The organism is Vibrio sp. YQ_11 (genome assembly GCF_043103065.1).
In the GTDB taxonomy this organism is placed as follows: domain Bacteria; phylum Pseudomonadota; class Gammaproteobacteria; order Enterobacterales; family Vibrionaceae; genus Vibrio; species Vibrio parahaemolyticus.
In genome coordinates, this window is the sequence record NZ_JBICJM010000005.1 from 1 (window position 1) to 18,763 (window position 18,763).

Genomic DNA, 18,763 nt, shown 5'->3' on the forward strand with positions numbered 1-18,763 from the left:
AAGTCTCAGAATAGAACTAAACAAGAGCAAGGACAGCAGTCACAAAATCAGCAAGACGCTGAAAATAAAAAAGAAAAGCAAAAATCCGAACACAAAGCTAAGCAGCAAAAGGCCGAGACGGAAGTAGAAAAGCAAGGTGAGCAAAAAAAAGGTGAACCTATGCAGGCGCAAGCCCAACCAGAAAAAACACTTCAGGATGATCCTGAATTCCGCCGCCTAGAAGCTGTCGAAAGTGCTCGAGATCCAAGCTTTTTGATTCGTGCACAAATGCAGTTGCAAGCTCAACAAAAACAACGTCCACAACAATCTCAGAAGGAGTGGTAAGCCCGTGATGAAAAAAGGCGTACATCTGGTCTTTATTCTTGTGGCCAGCCTGTTATCTAGTTTCTCGGTGATGGCACAAAGCCTTCAGGCAAGTGTCAACAAAACTGAAGTGGCTAAAAATGAAGTCATCAACCTACGGATAATGGCAGATTCAGAAGTTGCGTCCGACGCCATCGACTTCAGCGTATTGGAAAAAGACTTCTTCCTAGGACAGCCTCGCTACGGGCGTTCGAGTAACAACATCAATGGTCGAAAATATCAGCGCACAGAATGGAGCATTTCTATAGCGCCAATGAAAGAAGGGATAATTACGATCCCGAGTTTTTCGGCCGATGGCATGAAAACCGAGCCAATTCAGCTAAAAGTCACGGCGAACAAATCGGCACCCGATCTGGATGATTTGTTCAGCTTCAATATGAGTGTCGATAACCATACGCTATATCCGCAGCAATCTGCGAATTTACGCATGCAACTGATCATCAAGGCCGACACTCGCCGTTTAGACAACCCACAAGTTGTGCCACCACGTATTGAAGGCATGAAGCTCGAACCTGTTGGTGAAATGCAACAAGGGCAGCGAGTCATTTCTGGGCTTGAAGTGACAGTGGTGGAGCAATCTTTCCGCTTAACCGCAGAACAACCGGGAACATTCACGCTCCTTGGCCCACAACTGACTGGATCTTATATCTATGGCGATAGTCTGACGGGCTCAACCAAGATCATGCCGATCAGCACAAAAGTGGAGCAAATGCCAATAACGGTAAAAGCCATACCTAGTGAGTTTGAAGGCAGTTGGTTACCCGCATCGGCACTGCAAATGACTCAGAGCTGGCAAGACGATCAAGGCAATACGCCGCTATCCGCCAATACGGTAAATAACGTGAAACAAGGTTCGTCTATTACTCGTACCATTCAAATCAAAGCTCGCGGTACACAAGCCGAATACTTACCGCGTATTACTATGGATTACCCAAACTCCTTACGCGTTTACCCTGAACAGCCTCAATTCGACACAGCAAGAGATGGCACGGTAATCATGACGGTAAAACAAGTGCTGATCCCAACAGAAGCAGGCGAATTCACGCTGCCAGGCTACACACTGAATTGGTGGGACAGTAAAAGCGATGAAGCAAAGCAGGCAAACTTGTCTGAGCTAAAACTGAATGTGGAACAAAGCGACGCAGGCTTGATTACCTTACCTGAAAACGCGCTTCCTATACCAACCGTTTCAAATGCAGCTCCTGCCCAACAAAATGGCGTCGATAAACTTTGGCAAACGCTCACTTTTGTTTTTGCAGGCTTGTGGATTCTTACTTCCGCAATTGCATTCGTCATTTGGAAAAAGCGTCCTGTTGCTTCCACAGAACCATTGTCGGCATCAGAAAAACCACTTTGCGTTGAAGCGTTGAAACGCATCATTAATGAAGGCGACGAAGCGAAAATCGAACGCTCAGTAAACGAGTACTTGAGTACCCATCGTGACCGACTAAATCCCGAAGATGTTCAAGCGGTCAAAGTCGAACTCGATGCCATGAACAGAGCACGTTTTAGTCCAAATCAACAGCCATGGAGTCACAAAGTCCTGTTGGAAAAAGTGCAAAAACTGGCCAAGGCCAAACGTGACAAATCTAGCCACCAGCTAGAAAAACTATAAATAAGAATGGCAGCGCTCTAAACGCTGCCATTTTTGGTTTCTGATGTTCAGGAAGTATGCAAAAACAAACTCACGCTACAATTTGATCTTTTTGAGGGTCTTTTAATTCATATCGCTTCACGCAATTTCTCCCACTGTTTTTCGCCTGATAGAGCGCCTTGTCGGACAACTGATACAAGTGGTCGAAATTGAAGTCTTTGCCTTTGGTTTTGTAGCATGAGTACCCCACCGAAACCGTCAGCAATTCACCTTCAGGGTTATGTTGATGCTTGATGCCTTCATCTTCAATGCATTGACGAATGCATTCCGCTCTCAACCGAACCTCTTCTTGGTTCGAGCCGATCATCAATAACACAAACTCTTCCCCCCCAATACGACAAAAGACCTCGTCTTCATCTTTGGTATGGTGTTCAAGAATGTTCCCAATGCGCATCAGTGCAATGTCCCCTTCAAGATGACCATAGTGATTGTTAAACAAACCAAAATGGTCAATATCAATCAGAATCAGACCGAATGACATCGCCTCTTCGCAATCCAATGCGCAGTATTTTTGCATCACATGCTCCAGCATACGGCGATTGCCAAGGCGCGTAAGTGGATCGAGCTTAGATAGCACTTCGAGCTGGCGATTCGCCTCTTCTAGCTCTTTGGTTCGATTCTGCACTTCTAACTCAAGGTTTTCATTTAACTCTCGAATCGCCTCTTGAGCTTGAGTGCGTTGCAGCACCTCAGCCAAACTGGAAGAGAACATACGAATCACTTCGCGCAGTTGAGAAGTTAATGGCGCACGAGTGAGCAAGTTATCGACGGCAATAAAAGCGATGGGGCCACTGCTGTTTGAGGTGAGAACCGTCATTGCCGCCCAACCAAAACCGACGATATTACAGTCGTGATAAATGGGAACGGATTCTTCGAATGCGACTTCACTCGGTACGGCGCGAGCTAAATTGATCAGAGAAAAGTTTTGCGTCTCACCAAAGAAATAGGACTCATCGACGACATTCCCTTGAATGTCCGTGCCCCAAGTGCCCTGCATGTATGAGCAGTTTTCATCGGTCAAAAATACCGCCATACGATCAATACCGAGGTTTTTAATCGCGAAAGTTACTGCCGATTTACACACATCACTAACGGTTGTACAGCGTGATAGCTCAACCATGCTTGAGTGCAACATGCGCACATTTTGCTCTTGGCGCTTACGGATATAAATTTGCGAGAAAAGAGAACCAAACGAGTCCAACATCTGTTTTTGATACGCCGTTATCGGCTTGCGATGAATAAAGTTATCGAGCGCAAACCAACCGAAGGGCTCATTGCCGTCGCGCAGGATTAACATCGCGTTCCATCCCTGCCCGACCACTTTGCCCGCCGTGTATATTGGCGCATCTTCGATGATCACTAAATTACTCTCAAGGCTCGACAGCGCAGCAATGTATTCCTCACTCAGTTGATGTAGGTCGTATTGCGTGTGGAATTCATCGATCGTAACGCCAGACTCATCTGTGCCGTATGTACCGCTGAAACTGCGCTTTTTCATGTCCAGTAGCATCAGTGTGGTGCGGTCAAAGCCCAATCGTTCACGCAGGGCTTCGACGGCTTTGTAATACAAATCTTTTAAGGAATCAGGGTTGGAGATCTCGAGTGCGACTTGCTGAACTAACTTCATGTTTTCGATAAAGCGTTCGCGCTGGCTAATTTCATCAACGTATTGAGCTTCACGGATGTCTCGATGTCGCATCTCTTGTGATGCATTTTTCTCGGCTCGAATGCATTGCCAACGCGCAGCCGCGAGCTGCATTGCGTCGTAGCTTTCTTCGTAAATATTGTGTGCGGTGCGAGCTTGGACAGATTGGATAAGTAAATAGGTGCGTTTTATTGGCGTGTTGTCGAGCATCATTATGTAGCTGTCGCCACCTAAATCTTGGGTGTGATTCCAGTTACAAGTGTTAATCGCCAGAGGAATAATGCTTTCGGATGTATCAAATTGGCAGGCCCAATCCCAGAAAATCTCAGGGTACTTTTGAATAGGGTAAAGCTCTCCGCGAGAAAAACTCACAGAACAACGAGGATTGGTTAAAGGGTCTTCAAAAATGGCGATCGCGTGGGGGGAAAAGAGGTTCTCTAATTGATCGAATATTGCTTCGGCCAGCAGCCGGTGGTCCCTCGTTGAAGACACTTTTCTCGTAAAACTTTTTAAATTCACCCTACCAACCTAATTTACTTTTTTATCCTCGATAAAAAACTACGCAGGTGGTGATATGCAATCAATATAATCAATTTTGAGCTGTTAAGTAATTCGCAAAATTTTCGGACTAAATTTCACATTCGAGAACTCTTCAGCACTTTTAGCACCATGTTTCACGAGAATTACATGTTGCATAAAAGTGGCCAATGTCGCTTAATTTTTAATAATTATTTATGCAGATAGATTTTATAAATCAGCATCTTAAAAAGAAAAAGGCCCCTCAGAAAGAGGGGCAAAGTTACCATCGCTTATAGTTATTTGGTTATTTCAAAAAATGCGGTTGTTAACCGAAGTCGCCGTTTACGTACCCTTGCGTACGGTCGTCTTGAGGGCTGCTGAAGATCACTTGAGTATCGTTGTGCTCAACCAGTTCACCCATTAGGAAGAACGCGGTGCGGTCAGAGATACGACGCGCCTGTTGCATTGAGTGAGTCACGATTACGATGGTGTAGTTCTTCTTCAGTTCTTCCATCAATTCTTCAATTTTGTGAGTTGCAATCGGGTCAAGTGCCGACGTCGGTTCATCCATCAGGATTACGTCCGGTTCCATCGCGATAGTACGCGCGATACACAAGCGCTGCTGTTGACCACCAGAAAGACCGAATGCGTGTGATTTAAGGCGATCTTTCACTTCATCCCAAAGTGCAGCGCCACGCAGCGAACGCTCTACCACTTCATCAATGGTCTTTTTGTCTTTGATACCTTGAGCGCGCAAGCCGTAAGCCACGTTCTCGTAGATGCTCATTGGGAATGGGTTTGGCTTTTGGAATACCATGCCGACTTTGATGCGAAGGTCCGCAACGTCAATGTTGCCGTAGATGTCTTCGCCATCCATTGCGAGCTTACCCGTAATTTTTACGCCTTCGATAAGGTCATTCATGCGGTTCAAACAGCGTAGAAGCGTTGATTTACCACAACCTGATGGGCCGATAAGTGCCGTCACTTGACGAACAGGAATAGGCAGGTTGATCGATTTCAGTGCTTGGTTTTCACCGTAGAATAGGTCTAGGTTTTCAATATCAAACTTGTTCATTGTCTTAATCTCTTAAATCTTGAATTCGTGTCTTTTAACGTGCGTTCTTAATTGGTTTTGTTAGTAAGTTGCTGTGTTAAAACGTCTTGCAATCAGTTTAGTCACCATGTTGATCAAAAGAACAACGACGATCAGCACTGTTGCCGTACCGTAAGCCTGATTCCATTCTTCAATGGTAAACAGCTCGGTAGTCAGTTTGTAAAGATGAACGGTTAACGTACGGCCTGAATCCAATAGAGAATCCGGAATACGTGCAACCATACCTGCTGTCAGGAATACTGGAGCAGACTCACCAATGACACGACCAATACTTAGAATGACCGAGGTTAAGATACCTGGCATCGCGCTCGGAAGAATCAAACGCCAGATAGTGTAAATTTTTGAAGCGCCAAGGCCGTATGAGCCTTCACGATACGTTTGTGGCACTGCCATCAATGCTTCTTCCGTGGTACGGATGATAACTGGCAGGATTAGGATACTTAGCGTCAGTGCACCCGATAGAATCGAGAAACCAAGGCCAAGAATTGCCACGAAGAAAGTCATACCAAACAGACCGAAGATGATCGACGGGATACCTGCAAGGGATTCTGTACAGAATCGAATCACTTTCACCAAGCGGCTGCCGACTTTTGCGTATTCAGTCAGGTAAATCGCCGTCATGATACCCAGAGGTGCCGCTACTGCAATGGATGCAATAACCATGTAGATGGTCGACACAATCATCGGGAAGATACCGTGCTCATCGCCGGTACGAGTGTAATTGTCAGTAATGAAGTTCCAATCTACGTGTTGTAGACCGTTTGATAGGATGTACCAGATAATCCAGAACAGAAAACCTACCGTTAGTGCAGCCGAAATCCAAACGAAAGCGTTAAAGACGTTATCTTTGAACTGGCGTGCTTTTTTCAGTTTTGCGCGATCCATAATAGTCACCTTTAACGAGCGATTACTTCGCTTTTTCTCGGTTTAGGTAAAGAAGTACAGCGTTCAACGACATGATGAAGACCAGCAGTACCACACCTGTTGCGTACAGTGCGTTCGCGTGAACACCACTTGCGTAAGACATTTCAATCGCGATGTTCGCGGTCAGCGTACGTGCTGAGTCGAGAATGCCTTCTGGCATTGCCGGTGCGTTACCCATCACCATGATGATTGCCATTGTCTCACCGAACGCACGACCGATACCAAGAATCACACCAGTCATGATGCCTGAACGAGCCGCAGGAACGAGCAGTTTGAAGATTGTGTAGATTTTTGAAGCGCCAAGAGCCAAAGAGCCTTCTTTGTAAGCACGAGGCACCGCTCGAATAGACGTTTCAGATACCGTGATTACGGTCGGTAGAATCATCACACCAAGAACAATAATACCCGCCAAGATGGTGTTACCCGCTGGCACATTGAAGATGTCTTGAATCAAAGGAACGATGATAACGAGGCCGAAGAAGCCATACACCACCGAAGGGATACCCGCTAGCAACTCAACCGCAGGACGAATAACATCAGCCAAACGCTTAGGCGCGATTTCAGCGATAAAGATTGCGGTAAGCACACCAACAGGAACGCCAACCATCACCGCACCCGCAGTAGAGACTACAGAAGCGACAATCATTGTTGCTACGCCGTAAAGCGCAGGTGGAAGCCAGTTTTGGCCAAGAACGATGCCCGATACTCCAGCTTCTTGGAAGGCAGGAATACTCTCTCGAACAATAAAGTAAGCAATTACTGCTAACGACACAATGCCGATAACAGCACTGGTTAGGAACAAGCCGTGGAAGATACGCTCTTTCCAGTCTACACGACGTTTCTCGCGTAGGCCTGGCTTGCTGATAGCTTTAGCGTCAGTATTCATAAGCTTTTCACTATTTGTTGCGATGGTCATTTAAAAATCTCACGGTTCTGGGTATTGCCAATGAACGCTATGGATAGAAAAGGCTCAGCCCTAAACGGTGGGCTGAGCAAACTTAAGAGTCCCGATAAATTAGTGAACTGAGATGTAACCGTTTTGGTCAACTAGCTTTTGCGCATCTTCAGTTAGCATCCAATCTAGGAATTTTTGTGTTTCTGCAGATGGCTTGCCTTCTTTGTAAAGCACAAGGAATGGGCGAGCTACTTTGTAAGAACCGTTTTTCACGTTAGCAACTGTTGCATCAACACCGTCGATTGCTAGAGCGTTAACAGTGTTGTCTACCGTACCTAGTGAGATGTAGCCGATTGCGTATGGGTTAGACGCAACCATTGTTTTAAGTGCGCCGTTACCGTTAGCAACTTGAGCACGTTGAGAGATTGCTGAAACTTTCTTGCCAGAAATTTTCATTTTCAGCGCCATGATGTCTTCAAATGCACCACGAGTACCAGAAGCGGTATCACGAGTGATTGCTACGATAGGCTTATCTTCGCCGCCCACTTCTTTCCAGTTTGATACTTCGCCTTTGTAGATTGCTGTCACTTGCTCAGCCGTTAGACCTGCTAGCTTGTTTTGTGGGTTAACAACAACCGCGATACCGTCACGAGCAACCACTTCTTCAACAAGTGTTGGCTCTTTTTCTGATTCCTTCAGGTTACGAGAAGACATACCTAAGTCTGCTGAACCGTTTTTCGCCGCTTTAACGCCAGCTGAAGAGCCAGGGCCTTGAACCTCGATGAATACGTTCGGGTTCGTTTTCATGTATGTTTCAGAGAAAACTTCCATCAGTGGAGTTACGCTGCTAGAACCCACTGCAGAGATAGTTTCTTTAGCAGAAACAGGAGTCACTGCCATTGCGCCTAGAAGTGCGATTGCACCGATTACTGTCTTTTTCATCACAATTTCCTTAAGTGGCTTTATTGCCGTTGTGTTTCACTTGAACGATGCTCACTTTAGAATTTGAATATGACAGTTGTGTTTCACTTAGTTGAACCCTCTATGACACGTTGTCATTTCTGTATATTAATTCCGCAACATTTCAGATTGTGTTATTTCCTCGCTTACTTCCGCGCCTTTCTACATCTATACAAAATGCCAAGTCCTTCAATTTTGCTACATTTCATAACAATTCGGCATTAGTAAGTAATTGATTTGAAAAATGTATTCATTAGAATCCTTAAAGTTATTAATAATAATAATGATAATAATGATAATAATGATAATAATGATAATAATGATAATAATGATAATAATCAAAACTATAGAGGGTCAATCATGCGTCAATTTCTTAGTACGCTTTCTATTAAACTTCAGGTCTTTTTACCTGTTCTATTCACCGTTGTATTACTCGTCATTGGATTGAGCGTCGGAATCGGCAAGCTCGATCAAGCATTCAATAAGGTTTCCACTTCCACCAACAAGCTGATCATTCATAAAGAGGAACTCAGCGCCATCGTAGACAACACCTACGCCATGCGCATCAAAGCCATTTACAGTCTATTTAGAGCCAAAGATGTCCAATCTCTCAACCAAGAACTGTCTGATAGACAAAACAAAAACCGCGATTTTCTGAATTCCATCGATAGCCTCCCAGGCGTTAAAACCGAAGTGAATGCCATGCGCAAAGCCATGGATCACTATGTTGATTTCACGCGCGTCACCATGACACCTCTGCTCACCACCAAACACTCTTCTGGCTACACCACATCCGATTTCAATCAAAAGTACGAATCTGCGATGGCAGAATATCGATTGGCTGGCGAAGCAATGATCAACGCCATCGACAACCTGTCTAAGCAATTGAATCAAATCGTCACCGATGAAGTGGAAGCAAATGGCGAACAGCATTCAACCACGCTCACTTACAGCGCGGTCTTGCTTGCGGTGATCTTGAGTGCCGCTTCTCTTATTAGTTGGATACTAGCCAGCTATATCGTCGCACCGATTCGTAACCTTCAAGGAACCATGCAAGAAGTCGCGAAGGGAAATCTATTGGTTAAAGCCGAAGCCATCGGAAAAAACGAAGTGTCGCAGCTGGCTCAGGATGTAAATCAAACCATCGACAAACTGCGTGAAACAGTGAGTGCATTAGTTCGCATTAGTGAAGATGTGGCATCAGCATCGACCGAGTTAGCGACCGTTATGACTCAAAGCAGCGTCAATTCGGATCAAGAAAAACAAGAAGTTGAGCAAGTGGCTTCGGCGATCAACCAGCTAGAATCTACCGCAGCTGAGGTGTCGACCAATGCACAAGAAGCCGATAGCGCATCAAATCAAGCACGCATGCTGACCTCACAAAGCCTAAGCATGTTTGAAGAAAGCACTCGCGCAAGCGAAAAAATGGCGGAGCAACTCAACGAAGCCGCTGCCGTCGTGACGTCGCTAAAAGATCAATCAGAACACATTGGTCGCGTGATCGAAGTGATTGAAGGCATTTCTGAGCAAACCAATCTGCTTGCACTGAATGCAGCGATCGAGGCTGCACGAGCGGGCGAAAGTGGCCGAGGCTTCGCGGTAGTGGCCGATGAAGTCCGTATGCTAGCGGCGCGAACTCAGGAATCGACAAAAGAGATCCAGACCATCATTGAAGAGCTTCAACAGCAATCTGGTCACGCGAATGAAAGCATGCACTCTAGCTTAGCCATGCTGTCAGACAACCAAGCTCTGGCACAAGAAGTTAGCCAATCACTTGCTAATATCAGTAACGCTATCGCCGATCTGAACTCAATCAACACTCAAGTGGCGACCGCATCAGAAGAGCAGAAACAGGTCACGGCTGATATCAATAACAACTTAACAAACATCTATGAGCTGGTGAGCCAGAACGTAACTGGTATTACGCAATCCGCCGCTGCCGCTCAAGAGCTTTCTGGCCTAGCGGAAAACCAGCAGCAACAGTTAAGACAGTTCCAAGTGTAATCACTCATTGTGGTGTAAACACATGCGAAACACTGAATGAAATACGAAAAAAGCTCCGCAAATGCGGAGCTTTTTAACGTCATTGTCTTAACAGCCACTTGTCGATTAATCTTCGTCTGTGACAAGCAACACTGAAAACTGGTTCGCCTCAGGAGAATAGCCAATAACATCTCCATTCACGCTTTCGAACGTCATGATTTGTCTAGCGTCAGTGCCGGGCGTGTTGCTCCAGATATAGCTACCTAAATCACCAGTTTCAAGCGAGTATGCACTTTCAAACGCCGTACCATTCATCGAAGGATGGAAACACGCACGCTCTGTGAGTGTAACTAACTCTTTAATATTCGGTAATCGCCACTGTTTTTTATCTGCAAAATTGTGTAGTACATGGTTGCCCGAGGCATTCCGAATTTGCTCCGCAGTAAGCAGCGCGTTTTGCCATGTTACTTTTTGAGCTTCCCCAGAACACGCCTTTTGAGCCATATCCCATGTCATACCAACTGGGCAGCGCATCCAAGTGAGTCCTGTTTTTAAATCTGTTACAACACCTAGATCAGAGTATAAGTAGCGAGAATTCGGCGCTGACTTCACAAAATCCAAAGAGCATTCCTGAGCGGCCATCGACGCGTAAGAAACAAGTACAAGAGATAATGCGGTAATAAGTTTTTTCATCTTACTCTCCTTTCTCAGCAACTAGACGAATTGGAAATTGGTATGAATCATCAGCTGTTGGATCTTTTTTATCGGAATAAATCTCAATCGAGCTAGATTGTCCACGGTCGGCACCTCGAACCGTTACCAACGGCATTCTTAAGTACTCGGGCGTTTTTACCTTGTCATTTTCAGTAAAGGTAAACGCCTGGAACCAAACAGAACCGTATTCCAAATAAGGACTACCTAACGTTTGCTGTGGGAAGAACTTAAAATTCATTCCATAAACGACGCCACTTGCATCTTTCTCTGTTTCACCGAAGTCGAGAACATCATAAAACTCCTGATAATCCGGTAAGCGCCAATTTGTGATGCCACACAGTGATTTCTGGTTGATGTGTTCAATGTATTGCTTAGTTGAGCAAATATCATCTCTTGCGTTGACACAGCCAACCTGTTCCAAGTCTTTAGAAAACGGCTTAAAGTCTTCTGATTCGTAAACAAACAGACGATCTTTAAACTGAAGTGAATTTTCGTCAGCACTTTTGTTTTCCCAAACCAAACCCGTGCGCTCATCTAATGTACAAGCCCAAGTGGTTGCATCCACTTTTAGCTTCTCGCCCGTTGCACTTAACTTAACAAACTTGAAGCCATTACCTGTCGCCGCCTGCTTCTCTAATTTGTCAAAACCAAATTCAGCATCTTGTCCTGGGAAAAGTTCTTGAGGCGTCGCTGTGTTCGAATGTCCTTTAGCGACCGTATAATACAAAACGGTACCCGTATCATTACCTACCGAGCCAAGCGCAGATAAAGAAGACAACTTAGCCGCTAACTCAGAGACCTCCACATCACTCAACAAGTACGCCGCGAGAGATTTGTCGTTATAGCTGAGTGTTTGCGCCATCGTCGCCATGCCAAGTGTGATGTGTTCTGGCTTCATTTTGCTTAGCAACCCGACCGTGTTTTGCTCGATGTATTCCAACTCAGACGCATTGGGATCCGACATCACGGTGCCAGGCAGCTTCACGTTAGCATGTGCAAGCCAATCTTTTAGAACTTGTTCTGCTTGGCTGACGGTTTTACCATCAATAACCAGCGCCGCGATTAATGTGGTAACGCCATTAATGTCGTTACCTTTACTCAAACCACGTCCCGGCGTCATCATGTTCAGTGTGAGCTCATCGCCTTGGTCAACCTGAGCCAAAATTGGACTGGTTAAAATGTTCTTGTTTGTCGAGGTAATCGAGAACTCACCTGCGTTATTACTTTTTGTGCTCGGCTCAGTCGCATCACACACAAAGTTCTGGTTGAGATCGATACACACTGGTGTATCTAACAACGTACCTTTCGCAGAAATGGTTCCCGCTACGTTGTAACTTGGCGCCGTTGCGTCACCACCACCAGAACCGCCACCACAACCAACAAGGGCCAGTGAGACTGCAATGAGAGAATATTGAAACTTCATAGGTCTTATCTTCTTTTTGATGAATCGTTATTACGAGAGCGAACCACTCTCAACATTGAAAGCACAAGCAAGCCAAAGAGCGCCCAAGGTGAGCCACTCCCACCCGAGCCATTGCCGTTGCTTTTCGAAGTGGTATCAGCACCGCACTGATACTGGTTAAAGTGACTCACACCCCACGCTTTTAGTGCGCCCGAGTTGCCGACCACCCGATCGGAGACTTCTAGTCGCCACGTTCCCCAACTAGGCTCTCCAACCAATGCTTGCAGCTGTGGATCGTGCTGAACCGTGAAATAGCCCGTAAACCCACCCGATTGACTCGGCTGATGGTTAAACAGCACTACAGACTGGCCTTGTGGCGACGTCAACGTGATGTGTAAATCCGCTAAATTCGCGTGTTCGATATCGAGATAAACGGCAAATGAGTCATCAATTTTCTGCGTTTTGTCTGATAGTGTTTGAACAAAAATTTTGTTCCCTTGCACTTCTTGACCGCGCGAGTTAATACTCGCATCGGTGAGCGCATCCTCGATAGTCTTGGGCTTATTCAAAAGTAGAGGAATACCGTTCACTAGTGCCGTCACGTTTTGCCAAGATTGCGCTTTAAGCCCTTCAGCAAACTGATAATCCAGCGAAACTTTAGATTCAAACGGTGTACCACACGTCAGCCCCGTTGGTAAGTTGGCACTGAAAGAGGCCGAGTTTGCCAGTTGCACATCGACCGCTTTTGATGTGTCGTTGTTCAGTGACCAATTGCCCTTTACGCTTGCAGATCGGCCGGTGTGAGAAAGCGTCAACTCGACCGTTTCTCCAGCGTTGATGTAACGAGATTGATATCTGGCGTTAAAAGGAACTTTGAATAAGTTATGCTGTGCGAAGCTATCTTTCAGAATTTGTGCGTACTCTTTTTCAGGGAAAAGCATTGTCGCGGCAAACACGGTGGACTCCGCCAAATCATGCATTTTTACACCACGACCCACGCCGTACATGCCTTCAAGCACAATCGAGTCAAAGTCACGGAAAACACGATCCGAACCATCTCCATAACGAGCAACGGACGCTTTTAAGGCTTGGAACAAAGGTGTCGACCACAACTCGTCGCCCAATTCACCACCAACGCTTTCATGCGCTCGGTATTCCGCTCCTTCAAAGTAACGAGCACGTTGGTTCCAGAGACTGCGTGTTGCGCGGCGAACGCCAAACATGCCATCCCAGTTGAACACGGTATCAATCTCAAATTCCTGACCACGGCGAGCCGCATCTAAATACTGTGTTCGGTAGCTCGCGCTGCCCGCCCAGTAATCACCGACACCTTCTCCAATCGCGCCAGTGTGGCCATACGCCCAATCGGGAACGATTTGATAGTGAATCCCGTGTCCTAGCTCGTGCAAAATCACATCTGCATCCGCAGCATCCGGAGATACTCCGCCAATGCCTAACATCAGCGCACGCGAACCTGTGTAGTAAGAAGAGTTGTCGAGCGCTAAACCACGTCCATCAAAACGAAGCGGCTCTTCAAATAAGTCATAGCTCAAGCTCGATAAGTACTGCAGTGAGTTGTCAAGATGATAAAATGCCATCAACTGCAAAAAGGCATTGTCGCCAAGCTGAGCACTTTGCATCGCTTTTACATCAGCAAAAGATTGAACACCTTCAGGCGGCAAAATACTGCTTGTATCGCGTACGGGCTCCGCACCTACCGCAGGTGTAGGCAGTAATGCAAGTGCATCCACCTGTTTAACGCGCTCATTGGCTAGGTAGAACTTGCCGCCAGACTGCAAAACTTGAATCTGCTTCTCAACATATTGAAGTGGCTGCGGATAATCCTCTAACGAATTCCATGCGGAATCAGGCGCAGCTTGTTGCTGCATCGTACGTAAATCAGGATCAAACACTGAGACGGGAACCGTCACTAACTCACCGGAGCTCAACGCTGGCGGCTCGGTCACTTCCAATCGAACAGGCAATTCCAGTTCTGCGGCTGGCATCGCCTCGCCATTACGAATAACCGTATCTTCAAGGCTTTTGAAAATACGCTCGATTTGGCGGTCTTGGTTAGTCGACAACACAATAGTGCGTTGCGGTTGATACTGACCATCGACCCACACATCAAAGTTGTAATGATCTCCAAGCTGAGAACGGGTTTGATAGCGAAACTTGAGTTCGCCAGCGCTAGCGTAATTGTCTTGTAAGTAGCGAAGCGCTTCGGCTTGGTTCGTGACCGTAACAGCCGCGCTAGGGTAATCCCACTGCGCAGCGTTCGTCACTTGAACGCCTGCCAACGCAAGAGAAAGCGCTAAAAGTTTGAGTTTCATGCTGGGCTCCTACTAAAAGATGAACTTCGCGTTAACCGTAAAGTAACGACCTGGTTCCGTTGAGTAGCGTTTGCTCTCATCTGCTATGCCAGCAACGTCTTGGTAACGAATGTATTCTTTGTCGAACAGGTTGATGATGGTCGCACTCAAACGAAAATCTTTGGTGATTTGGTAACTTGCCCCCAGATCGAGCGTGTTCCATGCCTCTGTTTGTGCGCATTCTGTCTTTTGTCCGAGCGACGTTTGGCAACTCGGCACACGATCCATCGAACCAGCCCAATTCCACGTCGCGAACGCATTAAAGTCTTGTTGCTGGTAGTTCAGCCCAACATTGCCCTCAAAAGGCGTGATGCTACGAACGTATTCGCCCTCAGCGTCCTTTCCATCCACATAACCAAGCTTGGTACTTAGCTTCCAAGACGATGTGAAAGCATACGCAGCAGAAAGCTCCGCGCCGTAGGTTTCAACGCCGTGTAAGTTTTGGTATTGCTTGACGTAGTTACCGAAGTTATCTTGACCCGTGGTAACAACATCAATGAAGTTTTGGAACTTGTTGTAAAACGCAGAAACGTAAAGTTGCGCTCGGCCATTATCGAATTTGTTACCGATTTCAAACGAGTCCGAAGTTTCAGCCTCTAGATCCATATTTGGTGCAATAACAAAAGGCGTCAGCGGCACAAAGTCGTGGCTTACGAAGCCATACGCCTTATCGTATTCTGGCGCTCGATAGCCGTGATCGTAAGAGAGGTAAACGCGGTTATTTTCGAACACTTCACGAGAAATCGACAAACTTGGTGAAATTTCAGAACTGTCGATATCTTTCAATGGATATCCACCGATATCATTCTGGCCATCAGGTGAAAGTCGGTGCGCATCGAAACGCAAACCGCCAGTCAATGTCCATTTCTCCAGCTCAATCATGTCACGGAAATAAAGCCCAATGTTGTATGCACGTGCAGCGGCAAAGGGTTGTTTTTGCGATGCGTTGGAACCCGCCCAATCGAGGACTTTCTGATTATCTTCACGTTGGTAGTAATCCGATGCTATCTCAACGCCATACGCTAACTTGTGCTCAGCCGATGAGGCGTGAAGCGTCTGTTTGAAATCCGCTCTCAAACCGACGGTGCTATCGGTAAATGTTTTGTGCTCAAGTTCGCGGCGCTTGATCAGCAGACCATTGGCGTCGGTAGAGTTCATTAAGCGATTGGTGTCTGTGACCACTTCGGTATGACGCCAATAAACTTTGGTATCCAACTCTTCAAACCATGTTGGATCAAGCGGCGTTAGCTCTGCACCTAAATATGCACTGTATTCTTCTGTCGATTCATCTTCTGCAAAATCTTCGATATGCCACTTGCCATCTTTTTGTATGGATGACGAACCTTCAAGGCGTTGTTGGTCTTGTCGATAGAGTTCGGCACGCGCTTTGATCATCACTTCATCACTGAAGAAATGATTGATGGCGTATGACGCGCTGTAACCATCCAAATCGCGGTTGTACAAATCTTGGCTGAAGTTACGCGTCTCTTCACCTTGCCAATAAGCCGCGTTGACCAAGCTTTCCGTATCGCCAGAACGAAATGCCAAATTGCTCGCGCCTTTGTATTTATTGCTGATCCCCGTATAAGTGCCCGTGGCGTCAACATAAAAGTCACGATCTTCTAAAAACTCGCCCGGCTGTTTGGATTTTAGAATCACAGCGCCACCAATGGCGCCAGAGCCCAAAACTGAGGAGCTTGCCCCTTTCACTACTTCTAATGATTCAAGATTAGATAGATCGAACGTGTCACGGCCCACTTTGTCATTGTTGTCATTCGCACCAAAACCGTCTGCAGAGCGAATGCCGTCACGAATGATCATTATGCGATTACCCGTCATGCCCCGAATCGTGATGTTTTGTGGACGACCAGCGCCACCCGACACACTTACCCCAGGCTCGTGACGCAGCGCATCATAAAGCTCTGTTTCGCCCTTTTGTTCAATCTCTTCGCTGGTGACAACCGCAACGCTGCCTGCTACTTCAGACACAGGTTGTTCAATCCGATTCGCCGTCACCACAACCTCTTCCATAGAGAAAACGTCAGATTTGGCGTGCACTTGGCTGGCAGCTAGTACCGAAAGTACTGCCGCTGACACTGGGGTAAGCTTCATTTACTGCTCCGCTTTAGATGTATTAATCAGTGATAAAAGAAAGGCGTATTCTTTTGCTTGTTGTTCTTGCGCTTGTCGTGGGTCCATTTGGTGGCCCGAGTTAAAATCGGTCTGCAACAAGTACGGCCCGGTGCGCTCACTTAGCTCGGAAACATTAGCGAGATACTTAGCACCTTCCCAATAAGGCACGCGCTGGTCGATCAAACCGACTTGAACCAGCATGGGTGGGTAAGCGTCTTTGTGAATGTTGAGAATTGGATCGTACGCCTTCATTAGTGCCAGCTGCTCAGGTTTGGTTGGGTTACCCCATTCGCCATACTGCTGTGTGGTCAGCGGAAGTGAGGTATCCGACATGCTGGCTACCACATCAACAAAAGGTACTTTAAGCACGACACCTGAAAACAACTTAGGATCTCGATTAACCGCTCCCGCGACCAACGTGCCACCAGCACTAGAACCAATGGCGAAAACCTCTCTATTACCGCGTTCAAACGTTTTCATCGTCTTAGCGGCTGCGACAAAGTCGCCAATAGAATTGGCTTTGCGCACACCACGTCCTTGCTCATGCCACTCATCGCCAAAGTACCCACCGCCACGAACATGGGCGATAGCGTAAATCACGCCTTGGTCGAGCAAGCTTATGACTTGAGGCATAAAGTACGGTTTCATCGTAAAACCGTATGCGCCATAGCCATAAATCATCACGGGTGATTGTGCGTGTAATTTGTCTTTGCGATACGCTAAAAAGACGGGAACAGAAACACCATCGTGCTTAATGAAAATTCTTTTGGAAACATAATTTTGGCTATCAAAATCTTGGTAAACATCTTGAGAGTACAAAGATTTAGTCAGTGTTTTTACATCAAACTCTTCCCATTGAGGAGGCGTGGTCATCGACATGCTTCGGATACGAATCTTGTTTGATTCAAAATCGCCTAACGTGCTCAACCAAGCGACATTGCCATCGTGTTCCAATGGCAGTATCACTTTTTCCTGACCTTGATAAGAATACACCGTCAACGTCGACACATTGTTTGGCTTACTAAGTGCCACAACTCCTGCATCATAAAGGTAGAACTGCTCAAGCGGCTCACTAGGGTTGGTAAAGCGTTGCCATGTTGCGCTAAGCGGAGTGAGTTCGGCTTGGTAAAGCGCGAACTTTCCTTCAAGATTACTGTTGAGGTAAACATGCCCTTTAGCAACATCTGCGTAATATTCCACGCCCACTTCTGGCACTCGCAATGAATCGGTGACGGTGCCCGTTTCTAGATCGACAAGCTTCTGCTCTGTTGTTGACTCGTTGTTGCTTTGCAGCACGGCGTAACGACTATCTGCCGCGCGATAAAAAGAGAGTAACCAATCTGATTTGTACTCATTCCATACTACTGTTTTAGCCAAAGATTCCGTGGAAATACGTAGGATCTGATGAGGTCGCTGGGTACGCTTGTCCTTTGCTACAAGGTACGCCATTTTTCCATTTTGTGATAACAGTGCACCACTATCGACGTGTGTTGCCAGTTCCGAAGATTGGCCTGAGAGTAAATCAACGACCACAGCTCGATATTGCTCGCTGCCGTCGATATCCTCAGTGAAAAGCAGTTTATCGCCACTCACATGCCACTGACCAAGTTGATAGTATTGATGCGCCGATTGTCGCTCAGCGAAATCAAAAACCGTGTTTTCTGGTGCATGCTGACTTGCACGTGATAACAACACGTAGCGATCGTTACGACGCATTAACGTCCACTCTCGTCCATTCACAATCGACCATGGCTGCTCGCCTTTGTCTGCCACCATGGTTTCCCACTGTGCCAGCAGATCTTGTGTCAGTGCCTGATAACTTTTTTGATACTGTTCGGTCTTGCGGTTTTGCTGCGTCAAGTAGGTAAGAACTCGCTCATCTTTACGAGCGTCATCTCGCAGCCAGTTAAAATCATCAGCGGCAGTAACGCCAAAACTAGAGGTAACTATGAGCCCTAAAAAAACATGAGTAAATTTCATATAGAGAGCGAATTCATTTATAGGATTAATGGAATCCGCGTATTCTGCCCTTAAATAAAAATGAGATCAATTATCATTTTCACAATTAAATGATATTTTTATCTA

Annotated in this window: 12 protein-coding genes and 1 pseudogene; 3 read left to right on the top strand and 10 right to left on the bottom strand. The window is 46.3% G+C overall.

Going from position 1 to position 18,763, the window contains the following annotated elements:
* Nucleotides 1–324, top strand: a pseudogene (locus ACF8EG_RS00540) (hypothetical protein); the annotation flags it as partial.
* Nucleotides 325–328: 4 nt separating this feature from the next.
* Nucleotides 329–1,978, top strand: coding sequence for a BatD family protein (locus ACF8EG_RS00545; RefSeq protein WP_175423238.1), 1,650 nt, complete (start codon nucleotides 329–331; stop codon nucleotides 1,976–1,978).
* Nucleotides 1,979–2,048: 70 nt separating this feature from the next.
* Here the strand turns inward: ACF8EG_RS00545 and ACF8EG_RS00550 are convergent, their stop codons facing one another.
* From ACF8EG_RS00550 to ACF8EG_RS00570, 5 genes are all read right to left on the bottom strand, one after another.
* Nucleotides 2,049–4,127 (bottom strand): GGDEF domain-containing protein, encoded by a 2,079-nt coding sequence (locus ACF8EG_RS00550; protein ID WP_069505999.1) that lies wholly within the window; start codon nucleotides 4,125–4,127, stop codon nucleotides 2,049–2,051.
* A gap of 379 nt (nucleotides 4,128–4,506) precedes the next feature.
* Nucleotides 4,507–5,256: a phosphate ABC transporter ATP-binding protein PstB gene (gene pstB / locus ACF8EG_RS00555; RefSeq protein ID WP_020838153.1), complete on the bottom strand. Its 750-nt coding sequence runs from the start codon at nucleotides 5,254–5,256 to the stop codon at nucleotides 4,507–4,509.
* A 60-nt stretch (nucleotides 5,257–5,316) separates the two neighbouring features.
* On the bottom strand, nucleotides 5,317–6,180 hold the full coding sequence (gene pstA / locus ACF8EG_RS00560) for a phosphate ABC transporter permease PstA (protein ID WP_005478161.1): 864 nt from the start codon (nucleotides 6,178–6,180) through the stop codon (nucleotides 5,317–5,319).
* Nucleotides 6,181–6,202: 22 nt separating this feature from the next.
* Nucleotides 6,203–7,135, bottom strand: coding sequence for a phosphate ABC transporter permease subunit PstC (gene pstC, locus ACF8EG_RS00565; protein ID WP_392419341.1), 933 nt, complete (start codon nucleotides 7,133–7,135; stop codon nucleotides 6,203–6,205).
* A 99-nt stretch (nucleotides 7,136–7,234) separates the two neighbouring features.
* Nucleotides 7,235–8,056 (bottom strand): phosphate ABC transporter substrate-binding protein, encoded by an 822-nt coding sequence (locus tag ACF8EG_RS00570; RefSeq protein ID WP_005462954.1) that lies wholly within the window; start codon nucleotides 8,054–8,056, stop codon nucleotides 7,235–7,237.
* Between the two features lie 378 nt (nucleotides 8,057–8,434).
* Here ACF8EG_RS00570 and ACF8EG_RS00575 point away from each other — a divergent pair, with 378 nt between their 5' ends.
* Nucleotides 8,435–10,078, top strand: a complete 1,644-nt coding sequence (locus tag ACF8EG_RS00575) for a methyl-accepting chemotaxis protein (RefSeq protein ID WP_206926023.1) — start codon at nucleotides 8,435–8,437, stop codon at nucleotides 10,076–10,078.
* Between the two features lie 105 nt (nucleotides 10,079–10,183).
* Here ACF8EG_RS00575 and ACF8EG_RS00580 read toward each other — a convergent pair whose 3' ends face one another.
* Genes ACF8EG_RS00580 through ACF8EG_RS00600 form a run of 5 tightly spaced genes read right to left on the bottom strand, consistent with a single transcriptional unit; the run spans nucleotide 10,184 to nucleotide 18,658 of the window.
* Nucleotides 10,184–10,750 (bottom strand): DUF1566 domain-containing protein, encoded by a 567-nt coding sequence (locus ACF8EG_RS00580; RefSeq protein WP_005462950.1) that lies wholly within the window; start codon nucleotides 10,748–10,750, stop codon nucleotides 10,184–10,186.
* 1 nt (nucleotide 10,751) lies between these two features.
* Nucleotides 10,752–12,194: a DUF1566 domain-containing protein gene (locus ACF8EG_RS00585; RefSeq protein WP_069505709.1), complete on the bottom strand. Its 1,443-nt coding sequence runs from the start codon at nucleotides 12,192–12,194 to the stop codon at nucleotides 10,752–10,754.
* A 5-nt stretch (nucleotides 12,195–12,199) separates the two neighbouring features.
* The gene (locus tag ACF8EG_RS00590; protein WP_069505707.1) at nucleotides 12,200–14,506 is read right to left on the bottom strand and encodes a proprotein convertase P-domain-containing protein; all 2,307 of its coding nucleotides are present in this window, start codon (nucleotides 14,504–14,506) and stop codon (nucleotides 12,200–12,202) included.
* Between the two features lie 12 nt (nucleotides 14,507–14,518).
* Entirely contained in the window at nucleotides 14,519–16,657 is a 2,139-nt protein-coding gene (locus ACF8EG_RS00595; RefSeq protein WP_069505706.1) for a TonB-dependent hemoglobin/transferrin/lactoferrin family receptor, read from the bottom strand.
* Nucleotides 16,658–18,658: a prolyl oligopeptidase family serine peptidase gene (locus ACF8EG_RS00600; protein WP_069505704.1), complete on the bottom strand. Its 2,001-nt coding sequence runs from the start codon at nucleotides 18,656–18,658 to the stop codon at nucleotides 16,658–16,660.
* Nucleotides 18,659–18,763: the final 105 nt, after the last annotated feature.

Bases quoted from the DNA above. Each gene is read 5' to 3' on its own strand.
- pstB (WP_020838153.1), bottom strand. From the start codon at position 5,256: ATGAACAAGTTTGATATTGAAAACCTAGACCTATTCTACGGTGAAAAC.
- pstA (WP_005478161.1), bottom strand. From the start codon at position 6,180: ATGGATCGCGCAAAACTGAAAAAAGCACGCCAGTTCAAAGATAACGTC.
- pstC (WP_392419341.1), bottom strand. From the start codon at position 7,135: ATGACCATCGCAACAAATAGTGAAAAGCTTATGAATACTGACGCTAAA.
- ACF8EG_RS00570 (WP_005462954.1), bottom strand. From the start codon at position 8,056: ATGAAAAAGACAGTAATCGGTGCAATCGCACTTCTAGGCGCAATGGCA.
- ACF8EG_RS00575 (WP_206926023.1), top strand. From the start codon at position 8,435: ATGCGTCAATTTCTTAGTACGCTTTCTATTAAACTTCAGGTCTTTTTA.
- ACF8EG_RS00580 (WP_005462950.1), bottom strand. From the start codon at position 10,750: ATGAAAAAACTTATTACCGCATTATCTCTTGTACTTGTTTCTTACGCG.
- ACF8EG_RS00585 (WP_069505709.1), bottom strand. From the start codon at position 12,194: ATGAAGTTTCAATATTCTCTCATTGCAGTCTCACTGGCCCTTGTTGGT.
- ACF8EG_RS00590 (WP_069505707.1), bottom strand. From the start codon at position 14,506: ATGAAACTCAAACTTTTAGCGCTTTCTCTTGCGTTGGCAGGCGTTCAA.
- ACF8EG_RS00595 (WP_069505706.1), bottom strand. From the start codon at position 16,657: ATGAAGCTTACCCCAGTGTCAGCGGCAGTACTTTCGGTACTAGCTGCC.
- ACF8EG_RS00600 (WP_069505704.1), bottom strand. From the start codon at position 18,658: ATGAAATTTACTCATGTTTTTTTAGGGCTCATAGTTACCTCTAGTTTT.